The following is a 24,428-nucleotide window of genomic DNA, read 5'->3' on the forward strand; positions in this document are numbered from 1 at the left end:
CAACAAGGTAAATACCGGGTTTAAATTATGCTGCTTTCAGAACAAGCCTACCAGAAGATCGACCGGGAACTCGCCAAGTTCCCCGACGACCAGAAGCAATCGGCCATTATGGCTGCCCTTACCATCGCCCAAGATGAAACCGGCTGGTTGTCAGCCGAGGTCCTTGAGGACGTTGCTCGCTACATTGGTGTTGCGCCTATTGCAGTACAAGAGGTCGCCACCTTCTACAACATGTACAACACTCAGCCGGTAGGGCGCTTCAAGCTCACCGTGTGCACTAACTTGCCCTGTGCGCTTCGTGATGGTGTAGGTGCGGCCGAGCACATCAAGAAAACATTGGGCATCGGGTTTCGCGAAACGACGTCCGACGGCCTGTTTACTTTGCTCGAAGGCGAATGCATGGGGGCGTGCGGCGATTCGCCCGTCATGCTGGTCAACAATAAGCACATGTGTGTCCGCATGGCCCCAGAAAAAATCGATGCCATGATCAACGAACTCAAGAAACACGGGGGTGCAAAATGAGTACCGCCGATATTCTCCAGTCCTTCTCCGAAGGCCTGACCATTGCGCCAAACAACGATTTGTCGCGCAGCATGATTTTTCATGGTCGCCACATCGATCCACAAATTGTGGCGAACCTCGATGGCACTAACTGGCGCCTCGACGATTACATCAAACGCGGCGGCTACGAGGCCCTGCGCAAAATTCTCACAACAGGCATGAAGCCTGAAGATGTCATTGCCGAGGTCAAGGCCTCGGGTTTGCGGGGTCGGGGTGGTGCGGGCTTTCCTACGGGTCTGAAATGGAGCTTCATGCCGCGTAACTTGCCGGGTCAGAAGTATCTGGTCTGCAACTCTGATGAAGGCGAGCCCGGCACATTCAAAGATCGCGATATCTTGCGTTTCAATCCGCATATTGTTATCGAGGGGATGGCCATTGCGGCTTACGCCATGGGTATCAGCGTAGGCTATAACTATATTCACGGCGAAATCTTCGAAATCTACGATCGTTTCGAAGAAGCCCTCGAAGAGGCGCGCAAGGCTGGCTTTTTGGGTGACAACATCCTGGGGTCGGGTTTCAACTTCCAGCTGCATGCATTTCATGGTTTCGGCGCCTACATTTGCGGCGAAGAAACAGCTTTGCTCGAGTCGCTTGAAGGCAAAAAAGGTCAGCCGCGGTTCAAGCCGCCGTTTCCAGCCAGCTTTGGTCTGTACGGCAAACCGACCACTATCAATAACACCGAAACATTCGCAGCCGTGCCCTGGATCTTCCGTAACAGCGGCCAGGCCTACCTCGAAACCGGTATCCCGAACAATGGCGGCACGAAGTTGTTCTCTGTGTCGGGCGACGTCGAATTGCCGGGCAACTACGAAGTTCCTATGGGCACGCCGTTTTCCAAGCTGCTGGAACTGGCCGGTGGTGTGAAGGGCGGTCGCAAGTTAAAGGCCGTTATTCCGGGTGGGTCCAGTGCGCCGGTCGTGCCGGGCGATATCATGATGCAAGCCACGATGGACTACGACAGCATTGCCAAAGCCGGCTCCATGTTGGGTTCGGGTGCTGTCATCGTCATGGACGAAACCCGCTGTATGGTTAAGTCGCTGCTGCGCTTGTCTTACTTTTACTACGAAGAAAGCTGCGGTCAGTGCACACCATGTCGCGAAGGCACTGGCTGGTTGTATCGCATCCTCGAGCGCATCGAAAACGGTCAGGGTCGTCCCGAAGACCTCGATGTACTCGACTCCGTGGCATTCAATATCATGGGCCGCACTATTTGCGCCCTGGGCGATGCGGCAGCTATGCCCGTACGCAGTTTCATCAAGCACTTCCGCGACGAGTTCGCACACCACATCGAGCATAAAAGCTGTGTGGTGCCCAAATATTTGTAGGCTCAGGATACGCTAATGGTAGAACTCACCATCGACGGCAAACAGGTCGAAGTCCCCGAGGGCAGCATGGTTATGCATGCGGCTAATAAGCTGGGTCTTTATGTGCCGCATTTTTGCTATCACAAGAAACTCTCCATCGCGGCAAACTGCCGCATGTGCCTGGTCGAGGTCGAAAAAGCGCCCAAGGCTATGCCGGCCTGCGCCACGCCCGTAACCAACGGCATGGTGGTCCACACCTGCTCTGAAAAGGCCGTTGCCGCTCAGAAAAGCGTGATGGAGTTTCTCCTGATCAACCACCCACTCGATTGCCCCATTTGCGACCAGGGCGGGGAATGCCAATTGCAAGATCTCGCCGTGGGTTACGGCGGCTCCGAATCGCGCTACCAGGAAGAAAAGCGCGTGGTGTTCCATAAAGACATGGGTCCCCTTATTTCCGCCGAAGAAATGCCGCGTTGCATTCACTGCACGCGTTGCGTCCGCTTTGGTCAGGAAATTGCCGGCGTAATGGAATTAGGCATGCTGAATCGGGGCGAACACTCCGAAATCACCACATTCGTAGGCCGCGCTGTCGAATCCGAGCTGTCGGGCAACATGATCGATATCTGTCCGGTCGGCGCGCTAACCTCCAAACCATTCCGCTATACCGCCCGCACCTGGGAGCTGGCTCGGCGCCGCTCCGTCAGCCCGCACGACAGCGTGGGTGCAAACATCGTCGTTCAGGTCAAGGGCGACCAGGTCATGCGCGTGGTCCCCTTCGAAAACGAAGCCGTCAACGAATGCTGGATCAGCGACCGCGACCGCTTTGCCTACGCTGGGCTAAACACAGAAGATCGTTTGGCTCATCCCATGGTTAAAGACGCTAATGGCCAATGGCACGAAGTGTCCTGGGGCGATGCCCTGCAGGCCGTAGTCAAGGGGCTGAATAAAGTCCGCGAAGCGCACGGGGCAGGTGCCATAGGCGCCATCGGTAGCCCTATGGCTACCACCGAAGAGCTCGCGTTACTGGCGCAACTTGCCCGTGGCTTAGGCACCGAAAACGTCGATTTCCGGTTGCGTTACACCGACCCAGCCTTTGGCGCGGCTATTGCCGGCACCCCTTGGTTGGGCATGCCTGTCGCCGAGCTCGATAACCTCGATGCAGTCCTGGTGGTCGGTTCGTTCCTGCGTAAAGATCACCCACTGTTCGCTCAGCGTCTGCGTCAAGCCGCCAAGCGGGGCACGCAGGTGTCGTTCATCGATGCCGCGCACGACGATCCCTTATTCCCAGTTGCCGGCCGCCTGGCGGCTGCACCCTCGCAGTTGCCTAACGCGGTTGCACAGGTCGCTGTTGCGCTGGCACAAATCAAGGGTCAAGCTATTCCTGCGGCGTTTGCGGGCGTCGACGTCTCACCCGAAGCCCAACGCATTGCCGACAGCCTGGCTGCCGGCGGTAATGTTGCTGTGCTTGTAGGCAATATGGCGGTTACTTCGCCACAGGCTTCCTTGTTGGCGGCCAATGCTCAACTGGTTGCTCAATTGGCCGCAGGCAAGCTTGGCTTCCTTACGCCAGGTGGCAACACAGTTGGTGGCTACCTGGCAGGTGCGGTACCCAAAGGGCAGGGCCTTACTGCCGAACAAATGCTTGCCCAAGGCCTCAAGGCATTCATCGTGTTGCACGCCGAGCCCGAGTTTGACGCCGACAACGGCCAGCAGGCCATCAATACTTTGCAGGCCGCCGAGTTCTCGGTGGCTCTCACGTCGTATGCGTCTGCTGCTCAGGCCTGGGCCAGCGTCATGCTGCCCATTGCGCCGTACACAGAAACTTCCGGCACCTTTGTCAATGCCGAAGGGCGGGCACAGAGCTTCCGCGGCACGGTTGCGCCGTTAGGCGAATCCCGTCCCGGATGGAAGGTGCTTCGCGTCATGGGTAATCTATTCGAATTGCAAGGTTTCGACGACGAAACTTCAGAGTCCGTGCGTGATTCGGTGTTTGCCGGGAACGTGCAAGACCGTCTCTCAAATCGCGTCGTTGCACAAGCAGGGCTGGTGCCCACAGCCGCTCAGTCTTTCGAGCGCGTGACCGATCTGCCCATTTATCGTACCGACGCCATCGTACGTCGCGCCGAGCCGCTCCAGGCGGCGCCCGCATCGCAAGCGCCAGTTTTGCGTGCTCACTCCGAGACCCTCGCACAGCTTGGCGTGTCGTCCGGCCAGCGCGTCCGTGTCAAGTCATCGACCGGCGCTGCTGAACTGGTTGTCCAAGCTGATGACGGTGTGGTGAAGGGGGCAGTACGTGTGGCTGCGACTTTCCCGCAAACGTTGGGTCTGGGCAGTGCTTTTGGCCAACTTTCCGTGGAGCGAATTTAAATGGAATGGCTGAATATGCTTGAGGCGTTCGGCACCGATCTTATCGGCCCTACCGCCTGGTACGTGGTCTGGACGCTGGTCATGATTCTGGTGGTCGCAGTCCCGGTCATTCTTTGTGTGGCTTACCTGACCTACTGGGAACGCAAGATGATCGGCGCAATGCACGTTCGTCTGGGCCCCACTCGGGTTGGGTTCCGTGGTCTGTTGCAGCCGTTTGCCGACGTTTTCAAGCTGCTGACAAAAGAGTTGGTCATCCCCGGTCAGGCCAATAAAGTGCTGTTTATCCTGGCGCCGGTGGTCACACTGATGCCGGCCCTTGCGGCGTGGGCCATTATTCCTTTTGGCCCCGAAATGGTGTTGTCCAACATTAACGCGGGTTTGCTCTACATCATGGCCATTACATCGGTCGGGGTATATGGCGTAATTGTTGCCGGTTGGGCGTCCAACTCGAAGTATGCATTTTTGGGCGCCATGCGTGCTGCGGCACAAATGGTGTCCTACGAGCTGGCCATCGGCTTTGTCATGATCACTGTATTGCTGGTGTCGGGTTCGCTTAACGTCAGCGAAATCGTTCTGGGCCAAGACCGTGGCACCTTCGCCAATAACGGTCTTAATTTCCTGTCCTGGAACTGGCTGCCGTTGCTGCCGCTGTTCGTTATCTACGTGATTTCGTGCGTGGCCGAGACCAACCGTCACCCCTTCGACGTGGTAGAGGGCGAATCCGAAATCGTGGCGGGCCACATGGTCGAATATTCAGGTACGGCGTTTGCGCTGTTCTTCCTGGGTGAGTACGCCAACATGATTCTTCTGTCTGCGATGGCGTCCATCATGTTCTTGGGTGGCTGGTTGCCACCGGTCGATATCGCACCATTTACCTGGGTGCCGGGCTGGCTATGGCTGGGCCTTAAAACCTTCTTTGTCGTATCGCTGTTCATCTGGTTCCGTGCCACGTTCCCGCGTTATCGCTACGACCAGATCATGCGTTTAGGCTGGAAAGTATTCATTCCGTTTACCGGGGTCTGGCTGCTGCTGGTCGCCATCTGGATGCAAACGCCATGGAACATCTGGCAATAAGGGATGACAGGAGCTGAACATGGAAGCAATTAAAGATTTTTTCGGCAGTTTGCTGCTCTCCGAGATGCTCAAGGGCATGCGTCTGACCGGCAAGTATTTCTTCAAGCGCAAAGTCACATTGCGCTACCCGCAAGAAAAAACTCCCGCGTCACCGCGTTTCCGTGGCTTGCATGCCCTGCGTCGTTACCCCAACGGCGAAGAGCGTTGCATTGCCTGTAAGTTGTGCGAAGCAGTATGCCCGGCAATGGCCATTACCATTGAGTCCGAAGAGCGCGACGATGGCTCACGCCGTACGACTCGATACGATATTGACCTAGCCAAGTGCATTTTTTGCGGTTTCTGCGAAGAAAGCTGCCCAGTCGATTCTATTGTCGAAACGCATATTCACGAGTATCACGGCGAAAAACGCGGCGACTTGTACTACACCAAAGACATGCTGCTGGCCATCGGTGATCGCTACGAACCCGAAATCGCCGCACGACGCGCAGCCGATGCGCCTTACCGTTAATTCCAGGGCCTGATAACCATGACATTTACGACCGTCCTGTTCTACTTGCTGGCGATTGTGCTGGTGGTGGCGGCGTTCCGTGTAATCACGGCACCCAACCCCATCACCGCTGTCCTCAACCTCATTCTGGCGTTCTTTACGGCCGCCATGCTCTGGATCCTGATCGGCGCCGAGTTCCTCGGCCTGTTGCTTGTACTGGTGTATGTTGGCGCCGTGATGGTGCTGTTCCTGTTCGTCGTCATGATGATTGATGTCCGTTCCGAAAGCTTGCGCAAAGGCTTCAAGGCGTATTTGCCTGCCGGCCTGTTTATCGGCGTCATCATGGTGCTCGAAATGGCGTTTGTGCTGGGTAGTACCTGGTTCGATGCAGGCCCCCCGGCCGATCTGCCTGCTGACTACAACAACACTCGTGCCCTGGGCGAGCTCATGTATACCGATTACGTATTCGCGGTCGAAATCGGCGCAGTGATTTTGCTGGTCGGCATGGTTGCCGCCATTGCGCTTACCCTGCGCAAGCGTCGCGACGTTAAATACAACAACCCGTCTGAACAGGTCAAAGTGCGTGCCAAAGACCGTGTGCGGTTGGTTAATCTGGCTTCGCAGACAGAAAAGGACGCTTCGAAATGACCATTACGCTTGCACACTATCTTATTTTGTCGGCCATTCTGTTTTGTATTGGCGTATTCGGCTTTTTTGTAAATCGTCGCAATTTACTGATCCTGCTCATGTCGATCGAGCTCATTCTGTTGTCGGCCAATATCAATTTTGTTGCGTTTTCTACCTGGTTTGGCGAAGCCTCGGGCCAGGTGTTCGTGTTCTTCATCCTCACCGTTGCGGCCGCCGAAGCGGCTATCGGTTTGGCCATTCTGGTGTTGCTGTTCCGTAATCTCAACACCATCAACGTCGAAGAACTGGATCACCTTAACGGTTGATGGGATTGCCAATTATGAGTTCAACCAATCTTTACCTTCTCATCGCACTGGCGCCGTTGGCCGGTTCGCTCATTGCCGGTTTGTTCGGTACCGGGTTTCTCGGTCGCCAAGTGGGCCGCTCCGCCGCGCATTCCATCACTATTTTGGGCGTGCTGGTTTCGTTCATCGGTTCGGTCATCGTCCTGTTTCAGGTGCTTGACGGTCAAACCTTCGACGGTACTGTCTACACCTGGAACATGATCGGTAATATCCCCATCGAGATCGGCTTCCTGATCGACGGGCTTTCAGCCCTGATGATGGTAGTGGTCACTTCGGTGTCGCTCATGGTGCATATCTACACTATTGGCTACATGGCCGACGACCCGGGCTACCAGCGATTCTTCTCGTATATTTCGCTGTTCACCTTTTCCATGCTTATGCTGGTCATGTCGAACAATATGCTGCTGTTGTTCTTTGGCTGGGAAGCGGTGGGTCTGGTGTCGTATTTGCTGATCGGTTTCTGGTATACGCGTCCTACGGCTATTTTCGCCAATATGAAAGCCTTCCTGGTCAACCGCGTGGGCGACTTCGGCTTCATTCTGGGCATTGGTTTGCTGTTTGCCTACACGGGCACGATGCACTATGGCGACATCTTTGCCAAAGCCGACACGCTATCGGCCACTACATTCCCGGGCACTGACTGGCACCTGTTAACCGTCGCATGTATCTGCCTGTTCATCGGGGCTATGGGTAAATCAGCCCAGGTGCCGCTGCATGCTTGGCTGCCCGACTCAATGGAAGGTCCAACCCCGATTTCGGCACTGATTCACGCGGCAACTATGGTGACGGCCGGCATTTTCATGGTGGCGCGTTTCTCGCCGCTGTTCGAACTGTCGTCGACGGCGCTGTCGTTTGTGATCGTTATTGGTGCTATCGGTGCGTTGTTCCTGGGCATTTTGGGCATCATCCAAACCGATATCAAACGTGTGGTGGCATACTCAACGTTGTCTCAGTTGGGCTACATGACAGTTGCCTTGGGGGCCTCGGCTTATTCGGTCGCCATTTTCCACCTCATGACACACGCGTTCTTCAAGGCGCTGCTGTTTCTTGGGGCCGGGTCGGTCATTATCGGCATGCACCACGATCAAGACATCCGAAACATGGGTGGCTTGCGTAAATACATGCCCATTACCTGGCTCACTTTCCTGATCGGTACGCTGGCCCTTGTCGGGACGCCGTTCTTCTCTGGTTTCTACTCCAAAGAAAACATCATCGAAGCAGCAGGTGCAGCTAATGTCTGGGGCGCAAGCTTTGCCTACTACGCGACGCTTATCGGTGTGTTTGTTACGTCCCTTTATTCGTTCCGTGTGTATTTCTTGGTCTTTCATGGCAAGCCGCGTTTCGACACTTCGGGTAACGCCCATCCTGGGCACGATGCTCACGGGCACGACGATCACGGTCATCATGGGGGTACGCCGCACGAATCCCCGTGGGTGGTTACGCTTCCTCTGGTGCTGCTGGCTATTCCGTCTGTATTTGCCGGTATCTGGTTTATCGATCCGCTGTTGTTCGGCAGCTATTTCGATGGCGTCATCAAGGTTCTGCCCGAGCATCCGGCTATGGCCGAACTGGCTTCGCACTGGCATGGCTGGTTGGCCTATGCGCTGCATGGTTTCGTGACCGTGCCGTTCTGGCTGATGGTGGCTGGGCTGGTCGTGGCATGGTACTGCTACATGGTGAACCCGGCCCTGCCGGCGGCCGTTAAGCGCAGTTTGTCCGGCGTTAACACCATGCTCGAAAACAAGTACTACGTTGACTGGATCTACGAGCAGATTATTGCGCGCGGTGCACGTTGCCTGGGCCGTGGCCTGTGGCAAGCGGGCGACCGCGGCCTGATCGATGGGCTGCTGGTCAATGGTAGTGCGCGGGTGGTCGGTGTTGTGGCAGCCGTCAGCCGCCACCTGCAGTCTGGCTACATCTACCACTATGCCTTTGCCATGATTATCGGCATTTTGGCGTTCTTAACCTTTTTTGTCCTGACGGTTCACTGATGGCTAGCGATATGGCGTCTTCTTCTCTCCCTTGGCTCACACTGTCGATTTTCGTCCCGATCGTCGCAGGCTTGGTCGTGCTGCTGCTGGGTCGTGACGATCGGCCTGGCCTGACGCGCTGGCTGTCGCTCATTGGTGCGGTTGTGGGGTTTCTGGTTACGATCCCCCTGTATGTGGGTTTCAACAACAACACTGCCGACATGCAGTTTGTCGAAAAGACACCCTGGATTGAATCGTTCGCGATTAATTACCACTTGGGTATCGATGGTATTTCGTTGTGGTTTGTCCTGCTTACTGCATTTATTACCATTATTGTGGTTATTGCCGGCTGGGAAGTCATTACCAAGAAGGTTGCCCAGTACATGGCGTCTTTCCTGATTTTGTCAGGTCTGATGGTCGGCGTGTTCGCAGCCCTCGACGGCATGCTGTTCTATGTGTTCTTCGAGGCCACTTTGATTCCGATGTATATCATCATTGGTGTGTGGGGTGGCCCGAATCGTGTATATGCGGCGTTTAAGTTCTTCTTGTATACACTGATGGGCTCCTTGTTGACGCTGGTTGCCTTCTTGTATTTGTGGCATGCGTCGGGCGGTTCGTTCGACATCCAAACCTGGCACGACCTTAAGCTGGCTTATACACCGCAAGTGCTTATTTTTATTGCCTTGCTTGCTGCGTTTGCGGTCAAGGTGCCAATGTGGCCGGTACACACTTGGTTGCCCGACGCTCACGTCGAAGCCCCAACCGGGGGCTCGGTTGTGCTGGCGGCCATCATGCTCAAGCTTGGCGCTTACGGCTTCCTGCGTTTCTCGTTGCCCATTGCACCCGATGCCTCGCACAGCTTGGCCGGCCTGATGATCGCTCTGTCACTCATCGCCGTTATCTACATTGGTCTGGTGGCCATTGTTCAAGACGACATGAAAAAACTGGTGGCGTATTCATCGGTTGCACACATGGGCTTTGTGACCCTGGGCTTCTTTATTTTCAACACGGCTGGTATCGAAGGCGCTATTGTTCAAATGGTGTCGCACGGGTTTGTATCCGGTGCCATGTTCCTTTGTATTGGTGTGCTCTACGATCGCATGCACACGCGGCGTATCGACGCTTACGGCGGCGTGGTCAGTGTTATGCCCCGGTTCGTCACGTTCTTCGTGCTGTTTTCCATGGCTAACGCCGGTTTGCCTGCTACCAGCGGCTTTATTGGCGAGTTCACCGTCATCATGGGTGCCGTCGAGTACAACTTCTGGATCGGTGTGCTAACAGCTACGGCGCTTATCCTGGGTGCATCGTATTCGCTATGGATGGTCAAGCGTGTGGCCTACGGCGACATTACCAACGACGAAGTCCGTGGTTTGTCCGACCTGAATCGACGCGAGTTCTTCCTGTTGGGCATCATGGCCATCATGGTGCTTTACATGGGTATTCATCCCAAGCCCTTCACTGACGTGATGCACGTTTCGGTGCAGGCGCTTCTCGACCACGTCTCTGTCTCGAAACTGTAGGCCCGGATCATTATGCAATACCAATTTCTTTTCGCTTTGGCATTACCCGAAATTCTGCTGCTGATTCTGGCTGTGCTGGTGCTGCTGGTCGATGCCTTCAGCAAGTCATCCGACCGTTCGTTAACGTTCTGGCTGACGCTGGCATCGCTCGCGGCTGTCACTGCCGTCTCGGTAGTGCAATGGCGTGACGGCGTCGAGGGCGCAACCTTCAGCGGCCTTTACGTTGTCGACGAGCTATCGCACTTCTTGAAAATTGCGTCGTATATTGCGGTTGCCATTACGCTGGTGTATGGCCGCGAGTACGCTTTCAAGCGCGACATGATGACGCGAGGCGGCGAGTTCTATACCCTGACGCTGTTTGCCTTGTTGGGGCAGATGGTCATGATTTCGGCCGGTAACTTGCTGACGGTTTATCTGGGTATCGAACTCATGTCGTTCGCGTTGTATGCCCTCATTGCACTTCGCCGCGAAAACATCAACGCAACCGAATCTGCCATGAAGTACTTCGTGCTGGGTTCGCTGGCGTCGGGTATTTTGTTATACGGTCTGTCGATGATTTACGGCGCCACGGGCTTCCTCGATCTGGCGGGTATTGCTCAGGTCATCGAGGCCGACCAAGCTGAACGTTTGCCGCTGGTTTTTGGTTTGGTGTTCGTTGTGGCGGGTCTGGCGTTCAAGCTTGGCGCTGTCCCCTTCCATATGTGGGTACCCGATGTTTACCAAGGGGCACCGACGGCGGTAACGCTTATTGTGGGTGGTGCGCCCAAGCTGGCTGCATTCGCTATTGTCATGCGTTTGCTGGTCGATGGCTTGCACGGGCTGGCCTTCGATTGGCAGCCCATGCTGCTTATTCTCGCGGTGTTGTCGCTGGCCGTGGGTAATCTGACGGCCATTGTGCAAACGAACTTCAAGCGTATGCTGGCGTACTCCACGATTTCGCACATGGGTTTTGTATTCCTGGGCCTGCTTTCGGGCATGGTCGAGAATCAGCCCATCGCTACCGAAGCCTATGGCGCATCGTTGTTTTATATGGTGGTGTATGTATTGACCACCTTGGCGTCATTTGGCGTTATTTTGTTGCTTAGCCGTAGCGGCTTCGAGTGCGAAGAGATCTCCGATCTTAAAGGCTTGAATCAACGCAGCCCTATTTTGGCGGGCGTCCTGATGTTAACCATGTTCTCGTTGGCCGGTATTCCGCCACTGGTTGGTTTTTACGCCAAGCTTAGCGTGCTGCAGGCACTCGTAGGTGCAGGTCTGGTCTGGCTGGCTGTTGTTGCCGTTGTTTTCTCGCTCATCGGTGCGTTCTACTACTTGCGTGTCGTCAAAATGGCGTACTTCGACGAACCCGAAGGCGAGGTGCATCCGGTGCCCACGGGTACTGTCTCTAGCGGCCTGATGTCATTAAATGGTCTGGCCATTTTGGTATTGGGTATTTTGCCAGGTGGTCTCATGGCCTTATGCGTGTCGGTTATCGACAGCTCTTTGGGCTTTTAAGGCAGCGCCATGGATCAAACACTGGCGATAGTCTTGCTGATTTTGCTCTCGCTGGTAACGGCTAATTTACCGTTTGCCACGCACAAGCCCTTGCTGGTGCTGCCCTGGTCAGCGCCGGGCGGGCGCTTTGTGCAGGGGCCCATGCGCTGGCTCGAGTCGCTGCTGTTTTTCGCAGTATTGGCAGGCCTGGGCGCTGGCACTTTGTGGTGGGTTGGTCAGGGTTTGATGTCACCCATGGGCATGCTGTTACGCGTGGCCTTATTGCTGGTATTGGTAGCGGTTCTCATGGCTTACCCCAGTGTGGCGGCCAGGCGTAACGCTAGTGCAGCAGCATCTGCGCCTGCCGGCAAGTCGTTTTTCGACCGCTTGGTCGAAGTGCTGGTGTTTTATGCGCTGGTTGGCGTATTGGCGTTTGCCTTCGAGGCCAGCATGGGCAATGTATTTGTTCAGGGCTGGGAGTTCTACGCCATCACGCTAAGCTTGTTTTTGGTGATGGCGTATCCTGGGTACGTCTACCGCTACCTTATGCGGCACCGTTCGGGCAAAACCAGTTAAGTACGGCGTCAAGGCCACTAAAGCTTAGCGCAAAGTTTGCCTGTTCGCGTACCACCGGTTTGGCGCGGTAAGCCACTGAATATTCGGCTAAAGACAGCATTTTTAGGTCGTTGGCGCCGTCGCCCATGGCAATAATTTGTGTCGAAGCGGCACCGGTTCGTTGCGCCAGTGCTGTCAGGTAGTCGGCTTTGCCTTGGGCGTCGACAATCGGGCCTAACACGCGGCCGGTCAGCTTGCCGTCAATAATTTCAAGCGTATTGGCATGGGCTTCGTCCAGCCCCAGTCGTGCTTTCAGTCTTTCGGTAAATAAGGTAAAGCCGCCCGACACCAGCATGGTTTTCAACCCTGCGGTCTGAACCGTTTTGATAAGCTTCTCGGCGCCGGCGTTTAACTGCAGTCGCTCTGAGTACACGCGCTCAAGGGCTTCAACCGTGACGCCCTCAAGCAGCGCTACACGCCGTCGCAGGCTTTCTGAAAAGTCTTTAATTTCGCCGCGCATGGCGGCTTCGGTGATGGCTGATACTTCGGCCTTGCGCCCCACCATATCAGCGATTTCGTCAATGCACTCAATGTTGATCAGGGTTGAGTCCATATCCATGGCCAAAATCTTGCAGTCTGCCAGTGGGCGAACCGTGTCTAGAAACGCGGCATCGATACCCAGGTCGTGACATTGTGCTGCAATGTCAGCGCGGGCGCTGACGTCTATATTTTGCAGTTTGACTGCAGTGTTGTTAATGGGCTTGAGCGAGGCCGCCTGAGCTAGCGCTGCAATTTTCTCGACGCGAAGGTTGTCGAGTGTAGGCGCTTGAAGGACTAGGTGAGTCATGATGGTTAACGGCGAATAATAGTAATTGGGTGCTAGGTGCACGTGCGGGTTAATGCAATGACCGCATGATGCCACGCAATGCATTGATACGGGTGTTGACCGGGTTGGTGAGCTCTTTCGATGTGCTGCCCGTGGCCTTGAACTCGACCTTGAGTTTGTCTTGCCCGGCAAGCTTTACGTTGCGTTGCGTTTGTACAAGTTGAATGATGCGCAAAGGGTCGACATTAGGTTTGGCCGAGAATTGGACAAGCGCTGCGTTTTCGCTGGCGTCGATCTTCACAATACCCAGGGCTTCGGCCTCCAAGCGTAAACGGTGCGTCGCCAGCAGCATTTGCGCGGGCTCGGGCAATTTGCCGTAACGGTCAATTAGTTCTTCTTGCAAGGTGATCAGCTCATCTTCGTGATTAGCATTTGACAACTTTTTGTATAGGCCCAGACGTGCGTGTACATCGGGGCAGTAGTCGGAGGGCAGGAGGGCGGGCGTATGCAGGTTCACTTCGCATTTGGCGGCAAACGGTGACTCGAGGTCGGGCTCTTCGCCGGCCTTGAGTGCCCTGACAGCAGTGTTGAGCATTTCCGAATACATCGCAAAGCCTATTTCGTGGATATTGCCCGACTGCGATTCACCCAGGACCTCGCCCGTACCCCGAATTTCAAGGTCGTGCATGGCCAGGTAAAAGCCGGCGCCCAGGTCTTCCATCGATTGAATGGCTTCCAGCCGCTTTTTAGCATTGGTGGTGATGGCATCTTCGCCTGGCGTTAACAAGTACGCGTAGGCTTGGTGATGCGAACGGCCAACACGCCCGCGCAGCTGGTGCAGTTGAGCCAGTCCCAGGCGATCGGCGCGGTGGATGACGATGGTGTTGGCCGTGGGTACGTCGATGCCGGTTTCGATGATGGTTGTACACAGCAAAACGTTGTATTTTTGCTGGTAGAAGCCCTTCATGACTTGCTCTAGCTCGCGCTCGGGCATCTGGCCATGGGCCACGGCGATGCGCGCCTCGGGCACCAGCTCTTCCAGGCGGGCCCGTCGGTTATGAATGGTCTCGACTTCGTTGTGCAAGAAGTAAACCTGGCCGCCCCGTTTTAGTTCGCGTAGTAGTGCTTCTCGGATGGTGCTGCCGTCTTCGCGGCGTACAAACGTTTTAATAGCCAGGCGCTTTTGCGGAGCAGTGGCAATGACCGAAAAGTCGCGAATGCCTTCAAGCGACATACCCAGCGTGCGGGGAATGGGGGTGGCGGTCAGGGTCAGGACGTCGACCTCGGCCCGTAACGCCTTAAGCGCCTCTTTCTGGCGCACGCCAAAGCGGTGTTCTTCATCGATAATCACTAGGCCAAGGCGCTTGAAGGTAACGTCTTTGGACAATATTTTGTGCGTGCCTATGACAATATCGACGGTGCCGTCGCCCAGGCCAGCCAATGCTGCGTTGATTTCTTTACTAGAACGGAACCGAGACAACTCGACGACCTTGACCGGCCAGTCGGCGAAACGGTCGGCAAACGTCTGGGCATGCTGCTCGGCCAGCAATGTGGTGGGGCAGAGCAGGGCCACTTGTTTGCCGTTGGCCACTGCCAGAAAAGCAGCTCTTAAAGCGACTTCGGTTTTACCAAAGCCTACATCGCCGCATACCAAGCGGTCCATCGGGCGACCCGAGGTCATGTCGTTCAGAACGGCTTCGATGGCGGCGGCTTGGTCTGGCGTTTCTTCGAAGCCAAAGCCTTCTGCAAATGCTTGATAGTCGTTGAGAGGCAACTTGAAGGCGTAGCCTTCGCGGGCGGCACGTATGGCGTAAAGGGCCAACAGTTCGGCGGCGGCATCACGGACTTGTTTAGCGGCCTTGCGCCGTGCTTTGTCCCACTGCCCGCTGCCCAGTTGGTGCAAGGGGGCTTGGTCGGGGTCGGCGCCACTATAGCGGGCGATCAGGTGCAGTTGGGATACGGGCACATAAAGTGTGCTGCCGGTTGCGTACTCAAGATGAAGGAACTCCATTTTTCCTTCGCCAAGATCCATGTCGATCAGACCATGATAGCGCCCGATACCGTGTTGCACATGAACGACCGGATCACCTTCGCGCAGCTCGGAGAGATCGCGCACCATCGCCTCGGCATTACTGCTTTCGCCGCCACGTCTGCTACTGCGACGCGGGGCATGCGCCACCGCGGGATACAGATCGTTTTCGGTTAGTAGCGTCAGCGCGCGAGCCGGTATGGCAAACCCGGTGGTTAGCGGAGCAACGGTGATGCAAAACGCTGCATTCAACGCGAAAGCATCGTGCAAGTTGTCGGCGCCTGCGTTGGGCTGCAGGTTGAACTCTTCGAGCATTTGCAGCAGCGTCTCGCGCCGGCCAGCCGAGTCGGCACATAAAACAACGCGTGTATCGCCGGCGCTGACCAACGCGCGCAGCTTGGCAACCGGGTCTTCGGCGCGGCGTGCGACCGCGACTGATGGTGCAGGGGAAAAGTCGGGGTGCGTTGCGTCGGCCGTAATGGCTAGCCGGGCAAAATTCTTTAGTGCGCCAAACAACGCTTCGGTGCCTAAAAATAGCTCGCCCGGGGGCAATACCGGGCGTTCGCGATCGCTCTTCAAGAACTGATAACGACCATGCGTGTCTTGGCTAAAGTGCTGAATCGCCCCTTCGATGTCGCCAATGGTGACGGTTAGCGTGTCGCCTTTCAGGTAATCGAATAGTGTGGCCGTTTGTTCGAAGAATAGGGGGAGGTAGTACTCCACCCCGGCAAATGCAATGCCGTTGCCAATATCTTTGTAGGGTAGTGCGCGCGAAGGATCGCCCTCGAAAACTTCGCGAAAGCGCGCCCTGAACTGAGTCCGTGCGGCTTCGTCCATCGGGAACTCACGCCCAGGCAATAGACGGACTTCGCGCACTGGGTAAATGCTGCGTTGTGTATCGACATCGAAGCTGCGGATGGACTCGATTTCGTCGTCGAACAGGTCAATTCGGTAGGGGACGGCCGAACCCATCGGAAACAGGTCGATCAGGCCGCCACGGATACAAAACTCGCCTGGCGCGGTCACTTGTGTGACATGTGCATAATTGGCCAGTGTGAGCTGCTGTCGAAGGCTTTCTTCGTTAAGTTTGTCGCCTTGCTTGAATGAAAAGGTGTAGGCGGCAAGAAAGGAGGGCGGAGCGAGCCGGTAGAGCGCCGTGCTGACAGGGACGGTAATGATATCGACCTCATTGTTCATGAGGGCATGCAGCGTTTCGAGGCGCTCTGATATCAGGTCTTGGTGGGGCGAAAAGCTATCGTAGGGAAGGGTTTCCCAGTCGGGTAGCTGACGCACGCGCAGACCGGGGCTGAAACGCACGGCCTCTTCGGCGATACGCTGCGCAGTGAGCGGATCAGCGCAAAGCACCAAGAGTGTTTTGCCCGCCGTTTGCGCCAGGTCGGCCAGCAGCCAAGCGTCTCCCGAGCCAGGTGGCGCACCTATGGCATAGCGCTGGCCGGGCTTCAGCGCGGTGATCAGGGCCGGGGTGCCGGGAAGCTGGGTAGGGTGGTCTGAGTGGGCGGGGGAAATGGTTTGTGTCGACATCGTGGCAGCCATTATAAAATCTCTTTCTATGTCCAAGAAAATTATTGCCATCGTGCCTGCCGCAGGTGTGGGTCAACGTGCACAACGCGACCCGGCCGACCAGCCCAAGCAGTACCGTCTGCTGCAAGGTAAACCCATGCTGCGCTGGGCCGTCGAGGCCTTGCTGGCCGATTCGCGCGTTGATCAGGTCAGGGTGGCGGTATCGGCTGCCGATCCACACGCCCACGTCGCGTTGCACGGCCTTGATCGTACTGTGTGCCGGCCTTGCGGCGGTCCCAGTCGCGCGCATACGGTGTTGGCCGCCCTCGAAGACGCCGACCTGTCGCACGGCGACTGGGTGCTGGTCCACGATGCGGCAAGGCCGGGTTTGCCCAAAGCGGCCCTGTCGCGGCTGATTGACGTTTGTCTTGCCGAGGGCCAAGGCGCGCTGCTGGCACAGCCGGTGCCCGATACGGTTAAGCGCGCTGGCGCGCAACCCGCGCCAGACTCCTGTGTGTTGACGGGGGCAGCGCCAGCTGTTCAGCCGGCCGTGGCTGTTGTGGCGCAAACGGTGTCGCGCGATGGTTTGTGGCTGGCGCAAACGCCGCAAATGTTTCAGGCCGATCTGTTGCTGCGCGCGCTTCGGGCGGCATTACAAAGCAATAAAGAAATTACCGACGAGGCGTCGGCTGTAGAACTGCTAGGTGTGGCGCCACGACTTGTCGCCGGCTCGGTGCGCAATTTCAAGGTCACCTGGCCCGAAGATTTTGAACTGATGGAAAAATGGTTATGAAACTGCCGTTTCGGATAGGACAAGGGTTTGATGTGCATGCATTGGTGCAGGGGCGCCCCTTGATCATAGGCGGGGTCACTATCCCCCACGACAGGGGCCTGGCGGGGCATTCTGATGCCGATGTATTGCTGCATGCCCTGACAGACGCGTTGCTCGGTGCCGCAGGCTTAGGCGACATTGGCCGGCATTTTCCCGACACCGATCCGGCCTATAAAGGTGCCGATAGCCGCGTTTTACTGCGTGAAGCTTACGCCAGGGTGATGGCGGCGGGTTGGCAGGTGGGTAATATAGACGCCACAATTCATGCCCAGGCGCCTAAAATGGCGCCGCACATTGGCGCAATGGTGCAGTGTATTACCCAAGACCTGGGCCTCGAGATATCGCAAGTAAACCTTAAGGCCAAAACCAACGAGGGTCTGGGGCATTTAGGCCGTAAAGAAGGCATTGCCGCCAATGCTGTGGCTTTGTTGTTGCCGCTTGACGGCTAACGGCCCTAAAGGGTTTCGCCGCCCACCTCACGCCCGCAGGCGCACAGCTCGTCGGTTTGCAGAGCATCGAGTGTGCGCAAAATTTCTTTCGGGTTGCGGCCTACGGCCAGATTGTTTACTGACACGTGCTGTATAACGTTGTCGGGGTCGACAATAAACGTAGCGCGCAACGCCACGCCTTCGAGTTTTTCACGAATACCCAACTGGTCGATCAGTGCGCCCGCTGTGTCTGAAAACTGGAAATGGGTCAGTTTTTCGAGGTCGGCGCTTTCGCGGCGCCAGGCCAGTTTGACGTATTCATTGTCAGACGACCCACCCATCAAGATGGCGTCGCGATTGTCGAACTCGGCCGACAGGTCGTTAAAACCAATGATTTCGGTTGGGCAAACAAAAGTAAAGTCTTTTGGGTAGAAGTAAATGACTTTCCATTTGCCCGGAAAAGAGCTTTCGGTGATGTCTTCGAAGGCAGAAACGCCATTTTCTTCGTGGTGTGTGAACCCGGGTTTTACCCCAATGACTTTGAAGGGTTCGAGTTTGTCGCCAACAGTTTTCATGCGTGCTCCTGCAGTGATCGGGAGGGCCCGATACGTGGGGGTTTTAGCCCATTGTAAGGCAAGCAAGCGTGTAAAAAGGCTGTATCAGGGTTATGCCCAAGGCGCTGATATTACCCGCGCGGTAGCTCGATGCGGGCGACCAGACCGTTGGGGGACCGGTTGCTGAGCTTGAGGCGCCCGCCAACGTGGCCTAGCAGACGCTCGACAATGGCCAGCCCCAGCCCAGCGCCGCTGACGCCGGTGCGGGCGGTTTCGCCTCGCGAGAAAGGACGTAGCAGTCGCTGCACTTCGGAGGGCGCAATGCCCGAACCTCGATCGGCAACCTGCACGATGACTTTATTGCCTTCAGCCCAGGCGTTCAGGTCGATATAACAGGTATCGTCGATGGGCGAACGACCATAACGACGGGCATTTTCGATAAGGTTGCTGACAATACGCTTCAGGTCGATGGGGGCGATGCGCACGATAAGGCCCGGGGCGATTTCGCCGTTGAGGTGCCCTCGCAGTGTTTCGGTGTGGGATTTTTCACGGTCGAACAAGTCTTCGAGGACTTCGCTAACGTTGACCCCGATTTCCGGTGGCGAGGTCGCCGGGCGCGCATATTCCATGAGCTGCCCAATACTGTGATCTATTTGAGCCAGGTCCTGGTCAATGGCTTGCCGGGTCTCGTCACTGACGTTGCTCATTTCGATTTCGAGCCGCATTCGGGCAAGGGGCGTGCGCAAGTCGTGCGAAATACCAGCCAGCATGATTTCGCGGTCTGCTTCGGTTTGCCGCAAGTCTTGGGTCATGCGGTTGAAGGCGATGTTGATTTCCTGGATTTCGAGGGGGCCGTCTTCGGGCAGTGGCGATGGGATCTCGCCCCGGGACAATTGCTGCGTTACTTTGGCCAGTGCCGATAATGGCCGGTTGACAAAACGTACACTGATTGCTGATCCGACCAGGGCCAGCAGCAGCGCAGTTACGCCCCACCAGAACCATTCTATGCCGCCGGCAAGTCCGAGTTGCTCACGATCGAACACCAGCCAGAACCGGTCGTCGTTGATTTCAAAGCTGACCCAGATGCCGGGAACATTATTGACTGACCACATGACCTGGGCGTCGGGACCCAGCCGGTTTTTAATTTCGGCAACGACATGATTCCAGTAGTTGGAGTTGGGCAGCGGTTCAAGCTCGTCAGACGGGTCGCGAGGCTGAATCCGGAGGCTTTCTTTGGTGGCCAGGTCGAGCAGCAGCGAAGGCCGCATGTCGATGGGCGCGTAGACAAGCGCGGATCGTGTAATGCTGAGCGACGTGCTGACGCGTTGTGCCATCTGGATGGCGCGAGGGCCTTCTTCCATGCTGAAGAAGACTTCGAGCCATGCTCCCAGGCTGACCAGCATGAGCAGGCCCAGCAATAAAAAAGACCGGCTGAAAAGACCCAGCCGGACTTTTGACCTGAGGCGCTCGTAGTGTTGCTGAAAAATTGGCATGTAACGAATCAGCAAACCGGTACGCCCGGCCGGTTAGCTACCGCCATCGGGGATGAAGACATAACCCAAGCCCCAGACGGTTTGAATGAAAACGGGCTTGGACGGGTTGGGCTCGATAAGCTTGCGCAAACGGGAAATCTGAACGTCGAGGCTGCGATCGAAGGCTTCGTATTCGCGGCCGCGGGCAAGCTCCATGAGTTTGTCGCGCGACAGGGGGATTTTGGGATGGCGCGCAAAGACCTTGAGCACAGAGAACTCACCGGTAGTGATTGGGACCGGTTCGTTTTCGCGGGTGAGCGTACGCGTAGACAGATTAAGTACGTACGGCCCAAACTCGATGGACTCGTTTTCCTGGCTGGGGGCGCCGGGATGTTCTTCCGTGCCGCGTCGACGCAAAATGGCATTGACGCGCGCCAGAAGCTCGCGTGGGTTGAAGGGCTTGGACAAATAGTCGTCTGCGCCCATTTCTAGCCCGACAATGCGGTCGATTTCTTCGGCTTTGGCCGTGAGCATGATGATGGGGGTGTTGTCGTGGCTGCCGCGGAGGCGACGGCATATCGACAGACCATCTTCGCCCGGAAGCATCAGGTCGAGTACCAGCAGGTCGAAGTGCTCGCGCTGCCAGAGTTTGCTCATTTCTTTGCCGTCTTCGGCCACGAAGACGTTGAACCCCTGTTCGGTCAGATAGCGGCGCAATAAGTCGCGTAGCCGCGGATCGTCGTCGACAACGAGGATTTTTCGGGTAGGAGGCGGTGTATGAGTATTCATGGTCGAAAATGTAACAGGGTCGGCTGGGCCCGTGAAGAGGCTAGTAGCAAGATATTACACATTAAGGATTTCGTAGAAACGGGGCTTACCATTTTTACGTTGGCGACACACGGATCACCCCTTTTTACAGGGCAAGCCAAGATTAGCACTCTGGTGCCGGTTCGGGTAGCAAATTTTTGGACGATAGCCGAATGCCCGGGAATCAGGCTTTAAAATAGCACTATGAATCTGCATATTCTTGCCCTGGAAACTTCGTCACGTGTCTGCGACGTGGCTTTGCTGTCGGTAATTGACGGTCATGAAAGAACGTATGTGGTCAGCCACGAAGGTACAGGTGAGCACGCCGAACGTTTGCTCCCCATGGTGCAAGAAGCGCTTGACCAAGCCGGCATTGCCCGGACCGATGTGTCGGCCATTGCTTTCGGACAGGGGCCGGGCGGTTTTACGGGTTTGCGCGTGGCGTGCGGCGTGGCCCAGGGCTTGTCGTATGCCTTGGGCGTTCCAGCAGTGCCTGTGCCTTCGTTGCTGGCGGCTGCCGCGTCCGACACCCACAACGACGCCATTCGCGTTGTGGCACAAGATGCTCGCATGAACGAGATATATGCAGCGGTTTATGCGCCCCAGCCCAATGGGGACCTGGTCGAGCTTCAGGCCGCTACCCTAGTTGGTGTCGACGATTTTGCTTTTTGGCTGGGCCGTCAGGCGCGTCAATGGCGGGCCAGTCAGCCTGGTTCGATCGCTGTCATTGGTGATGCCCTTGATGCCTACCCGGGGCTGGTGTTGCCGGGGGGGCTGTTGTTGGCCGATGCCGAAGCTCCCGTGCGACTGGGTTTGCCCGTTCGCGCTACGGGCGCGGCTGTTGCGCAGCAGGCTCGTCGGTTTCTGCAAGCGGGGCGGGTAGTACAACCGGCGCAGGCCGCGCCGCTTTATGTACGCGACAAGGTCGCTTACACCACAGCAGAACGCGAGCAGGGGATGGGCGGCAATCCAAAAACGCAGTCCGCGGTTCAGCTTGTGCCTATGACCGACGAGCACCTCGATGCGGTCACCGCACTTGAGGCCCGGGTCCAGTCTCATCCGTGGACGCGCGGTAATTTTGCCGACGCGCTCAAGGCTGGGTATAGCGCTAAAGTGGCGATGCTTGGTGACCAAGTCGTTGGCTTCAGTGTGGTTCAGCATGCCCCCGATGTTGCCCATCTTTTGCTGATCGCAGTGTCGCCGGCCATGCAACGTCAGGGTCTGGGATATCGGTTGGTGCGCCAGGCTGAACTCGAAACGCGGCAAGCCGGCTTGCCGGCGCTGTTACTCGAAGTGCGTCCGTCCAATCAGTCGGCGGTCGCGTTTTACACCAACAGGGGCTTTGTTCAAGTGGGTTTGCGCAAGGGCTATTATCCCAACGGAAGCCACCCGCGCGAAGATGCGCTCGTGCTACAAAAGGGGCTCGATCCCCTGGCGGGGCAATCATGACGTCGTCGCAATCTGCCATTGCCTTGACCGCGACCCAGGCCGCCTGGCTCGCCGAACTCGGCATCGATCGAAAATTGCTGGCCACTTTGGCCGATACTTCGGCCCTGTTTACGTCGGCGCGTATTGCGCCAGGGGCCGGCGTTACGCCGGTTAACGTTCCGTCTTCGGGTCAAGAAACCTCGGCTTCGAAACGCACAGACGCTGCTGTCGGGTCCCCACCGATGCATCGGGCGCCGGTGCAATCGGTGGCGCAAAAGCTGGCGGCTACTCAGCCTGTTGACGCTAGCCCCGTGCAGCCGGTGCGGCGGGTTGATCTGCCCGCCGACCTTGCGCTGCTGGCTCAAACTGTGGCGGGCTGTCAGGCCTGTGGCTTGCATGCAGGCCGTCATCAAACGGTGTTTGGTGACGGTCAGACCAGTGCGCCCCACTGGATGATTATCGGCGAGGCGCCTGGCGATCACGATGATCACCTTGGGCTGCCGTTTCAGGGTAAGGCGGGCGAGCTTTTAAGTACCATGCTTGCGGCTGCAGGTATTCTTCCGCAGGCGTCGGTGTTTTATACCAATTTGCTTAAATGCCGTCCAAAAGGTGGTCGTACGCCCCGCGCCGACGAAATTCAGGCTTGTTTGCCCTATTTGCAGCAACAAATTGCATTGGTTCGACCCAGTGGTTTGCTGGTGCTGGGGTGGCAGGCGGCCCAAGCGTTGGTCGGGCAGCGGGCCAGTCTCGATCAGTTGCGGGGGCAAGTGCATCGTTATACCGACCGTGGGGTAGATATCCCTATGGTGGTAACGCACCACCCAGCGTCGCTGTTGTTGCGGGGCCAATATAAGGCGGCCGCCTGGCAAGACTTGCACCTTGCGCGGGCGGCCCTGGCAGCCTAGTGCAGCGCCTGCCCGTGGCCGTGTTGGCCGATTTGATCTTGTAATGACGCGTCACGCTGGTGGTTTAAGCGGTTCCAGCGGATAAACACGGCCATCAGGCTGGCAACCAGCAAGCCGAAGATGATGATAATGATGTTGATGGGCAGCTTCAGCCAGAGCATCAGGCTGTACGTAGCCAGCATCAACAAGATATTTAATTGCTCGTTGAAGTTTTGTACTGCAATAGAATGGCCCGCCGACAGCAATACGTGGCCACGATGTTGCAGCATGGCGTTCATAGGCACCACAAAGAAACCGCTTAACCCGCCAATTAGCATGAGCAGGGTATAGACAGCCCAGGGCTCGTATACCAGGGGCATAAGCAATACGGTAAAGCCCATGACGACGCCCAAAGGCAAAACGCACAGGGCTTTTTTAAGTGGCACACGCCCGGCAAGTACGGCCCCGACAATGGTGCCCACTGCGGCGACCCCCATCAAGATAGAAGCCTGGTCTAGCCGGTAGCCTAAGTGCTGCGCGCCCCATTCGATGAGAATTAGCTGCAGCGTTGCCCCGGCGCCCCAGAACAGTGTGGTAACCGCCAGCGAAATTTGCCCGAGTTTGTCGCCCCAGAGGGTTTTGACGTAATAGCTGAATTCTCGCACCAGCTTGACAGGGTTGGTTTGTTGTTTGGGGTAGCTGACATTAGTGCTTGGAATAAGCAAGTTGCAGCTTGCTGCCAGCAAATAGATGAAGCCGATGATAAAAATGGCGGCTTCGGCACGTGTGTTGACCACCGCGCTGATCCAGGCATGGCTGAGCAGCATTTCGGATACATGCGGGTTGATCAGCACGCCGCCCAGTACCGTACCAAAAATAATGGATAGGACAGTCAGGCCCTCGATCCAGCTGTTGCCTTTGACGAGCTGGTCGGGCGGCAACATTTCGGTCACGATGCCGTACTTAGCCGGAGAGTAGGCCGCTGCGCCTATGCCTACCAGCGTGTAGGCAGCGAAAATCAACCCCAGTTGCCCAGTGGTCTCGAACCCCAGGCTTTGGTAGCTGAACATGAGTAGACACCCCGCCAGCTTGACGGCGTTGGTGGCGAACATGACCTTCCCTTTTGGGAAGGCGTCGGCAAATGCGCCGACAAACGCCGCCAGCACGACATAAGCCAGTGCAAACCACCATTTCATCATGGGCGCCATCCAATCAGGACCTTGCAGGTCGGCAATAAGCGCGATGGCTGCAATGAGCAGGGCGTTGTCGGCCAGAGACGATAACGCCTGGGCTGTCATGACCAGATAAAAGCCTTTTTTCAAGTTGGTTCTCGGTGAAAGGGGG

Annotated in this window: 21 protein-coding genes; 15 read left to right on the forward strand and 6 right to left on the reverse strand. The window is 56.6% G+C overall.

What is annotated here, in order from left to right; genetic code table 11:
- The first annotated feature begins 27 nt into the window (after positions 1-27).
- From nuoE to CHR62_RS15995, 11 genes are read left to right on the forward strand one after another with little or no spacing between them, the layout of a single operon-like run.
- Complete coding sequence (gene nuoE, locus CHR62_RS11185) at positions 28-522, forward strand: NADH-quinone oxidoreductase subunit NuoE (protein WP_123660996.1); 495 nt, start codon at positions 28-30, stop codon at positions 520-522.
- Positions 519-1,886: an NADH-quinone oxidoreductase subunit NuoF gene (nuoF, locus tag CHR62_RS11190; RefSeq protein WP_093969117.1), complete on the forward strand. Its 1,368-nt coding sequence runs from the start codon at positions 519-521 to the stop codon at positions 1,884-1,886. The genes nuoE and nuoF overlap by 4 nt, the downstream gene beginning before the upstream one ends.
- Positions 1,887-1,901: 15 nt before the next feature.
- On the forward strand, positions 1,902-4,232 hold the full coding sequence (nuoG, locus tag CHR62_RS11195; RefSeq protein WP_123660997.1) for an NADH-quinone oxidoreductase subunit NuoG: 2,331 nt from the start codon (positions 1,902-1,904) through the stop codon (positions 4,230-4,232).
- Positions 4,233-5,306: an NADH-quinone oxidoreductase subunit NuoH gene (gene nuoH / locus CHR62_RS11200; RefSeq protein ID WP_123660998.1), complete on the forward strand. Its 1,074-nt coding sequence runs from the start codon at positions 4,233-4,235 to the stop codon at positions 5,304-5,306.
- 19 nt (positions 5,307-5,325) lie between these two features.
- Positions 5,326-5,814, forward strand: coding sequence for an NADH-quinone oxidoreductase subunit NuoI (gene nuoI, locus CHR62_RS11205; RefSeq protein WP_093969114.1), 489 nt, complete (start codon positions 5,326-5,328; stop codon positions 5,812-5,814).
- Between the two features lie 18 nt (positions 5,815-5,832).
- Complete coding sequence (locus CHR62_RS11210) at positions 5,833-6,441, forward strand: NADH-quinone oxidoreductase subunit J (RefSeq protein ID WP_123660999.1); 609 nt, start codon at positions 5,833-5,835, stop codon at positions 6,439-6,441.
- Complete coding sequence (gene nuoK, locus CHR62_RS11215) at positions 6,438-6,746, forward strand: NADH-quinone oxidoreductase subunit NuoK (RefSeq protein WP_093969112.1); 309 nt, start codon at positions 6,438-6,440, stop codon at positions 6,744-6,746. Before CHR62_RS11210 ends, nuoK begins: the two co-directional genes overlap by 4 nt.
- Before the next feature lie 11 nt (positions 6,747-6,757).
- Positions 6,758-8,776, forward strand: a complete 2,019-nt coding sequence (gene nuoL, locus CHR62_RS11220; protein WP_123661071.1) for an NADH-quinone oxidoreductase subunit L — start codon at positions 6,758-6,760, stop codon at positions 8,774-8,776.
- Positions 8,773-10,275 (forward strand): NADH-quinone oxidoreductase subunit M, encoded by a 1,503-nt coding sequence (locus tag CHR62_RS11225; RefSeq protein WP_199722935.1) that lies wholly within the window; start codon positions 8,773-8,775, stop codon positions 10,273-10,275. Before nuoL ends, CHR62_RS11225 begins: the two co-directional genes overlap by 4 nt.
- Positions 10,276-10,284: 9 nt before the next feature.
- Positions 10,285-11,769: an NADH-quinone oxidoreductase subunit NuoN gene (gene nuoN / locus CHR62_RS11230; protein ID WP_370318060.1), complete on the forward strand. Its 1,485-nt coding sequence runs from the start codon at positions 10,285-10,287 to the stop codon at positions 11,767-11,769.
- A gap of 9 nt (positions 11,770-11,778) precedes the next feature.
- Positions 11,779-12,324 carry a DUF2818 family protein gene (locus CHR62_RS15995; protein WP_123661001.1) on the forward strand — a complete coding sequence of 182 codons (546 nt, stop codon included), beginning with the start codon at positions 11,779-11,781 and terminating at the stop codon, positions 12,322-12,324.
- Here the strand turns inward: CHR62_RS15995 and serB are convergent.
- Entirely contained in the window at positions 12,293-13,150 is an 858-nt protein-coding gene (serB, locus tag CHR62_RS11240; RefSeq protein ID WP_123661002.1) for a phosphoserine phosphatase SerB, read from the reverse strand. The genes CHR62_RS15995 and serB overlap by 32 nt on opposite strands.
- 49 nt (positions 13,151-13,199) lie before the next feature.
- Positions 13,200-16,712, reverse strand: a complete 3,513-nt coding sequence (gene mfd / locus CHR62_RS11245) for a transcription-repair coupling factor (RefSeq protein WP_123661003.1) — start codon at positions 16,710-16,712, stop codon at positions 13,200-13,202.
- Between the two features lie 16 nt (positions 16,713-16,728).
- Between mfd and ispD the strand changes: the two genes are divergently transcribed.
- Positions 16,729-17,472, forward strand: a complete 744-nt coding sequence (gene ispD, locus CHR62_RS11250; RefSeq protein WP_123661004.1) for a 2-C-methyl-D-erythritol 4-phosphate cytidylyltransferase — start codon at positions 16,729-16,731, stop codon at positions 17,470-17,472.
- Positions 17,469-17,960: a 2-C-methyl-D-erythritol 2,4-cyclodiphosphate synthase gene (gene ispF, locus CHR62_RS11255; protein WP_123661005.1), complete on the forward strand. Its 492-nt coding sequence runs from the start codon at positions 17,469-17,471 to the stop codon at positions 17,958-17,960. The genes ispD and ispF overlap by 4 nt, the downstream gene beginning before the upstream one ends.
- Positions 17,961-17,965: 5 nt before the next feature.
- Here the strand turns inward: ispF and CHR62_RS11260 are convergent, their stop codons facing one another.
- From CHR62_RS11260 to ompR, 3 genes are all read right to left on the reverse strand, one after another.
- Positions 17,966-18,514, reverse strand: coding sequence for a peroxiredoxin (locus CHR62_RS11260; protein ID WP_093969105.1), 549 nt, complete (start codon positions 18,512-18,514; stop codon positions 17,966-17,968).
- Between the two features lie 110 nt (positions 18,515-18,624).
- Positions 18,625-19,986, reverse strand: a complete 1,362-nt coding sequence (locus CHR62_RS11265) for a sensor histidine kinase (RefSeq protein ID WP_093969555.1) — start codon at positions 19,984-19,986, stop codon at positions 18,625-18,627.
- A 33-nt stretch (positions 19,987-20,019) separates the two neighbouring features.
- Entirely contained in the window at positions 20,020-20,754 is a 735-nt protein-coding gene (gene ompR, locus CHR62_RS11270; protein WP_093969104.1) for a two-component system response regulator OmpR, read from the reverse strand.
- Positions 20,755-20,976: 222 nt separating this feature from the next.
- Here ompR and tsaB point away from each other — a divergent pair, with 222 nt between their 5' ends.
- Complete coding sequence (tsaB, locus tag CHR62_RS11275; protein WP_123661006.1) at positions 20,977-22,221, forward strand: tRNA (adenosine(37)-N6)-threonylcarbamoyltransferase complex dimerization subunit type 1 TsaB; 1,245 nt, start codon at positions 20,977-20,979, stop codon at positions 22,219-22,221.
- Positions 22,218-23,105 (forward strand): uracil-DNA glycosylase, encoded by an 888-nt coding sequence (locus tag CHR62_RS11280; protein WP_123661007.1) that lies wholly within the window; start codon positions 22,218-22,220, stop codon positions 23,103-23,105. Before tsaB ends, CHR62_RS11280 begins: the two co-directional genes overlap by 4 nt.
- Here the strand turns inward: CHR62_RS11280 and lplT are convergent.
- The gene (lplT, locus tag CHR62_RS11285; RefSeq protein ID WP_123661008.1) at positions 23,102-24,406 is read right to left on the reverse strand and encodes a lysophospholipid transporter LplT; all 1,305 of its coding nucleotides are present in this window, start codon (positions 24,404-24,406) and stop codon (positions 23,102-23,104) included. The two genes, CHR62_RS11280 and lplT, sit on opposite strands and share 4 nt — an antisense overlap.
- Between the last annotated feature and the right edge of the window lie 22 nt (positions 24,407-24,428).

The sequence above is a fragment of the Pusillimonas sp. NJUB218 genome (genome assembly GCF_003788685.1).
In the GTDB taxonomy this organism is placed as follows: domain Bacteria; phylum Pseudomonadota; class Gammaproteobacteria; order Burkholderiales; family Burkholderiaceae_B; genus Neopusillimonas.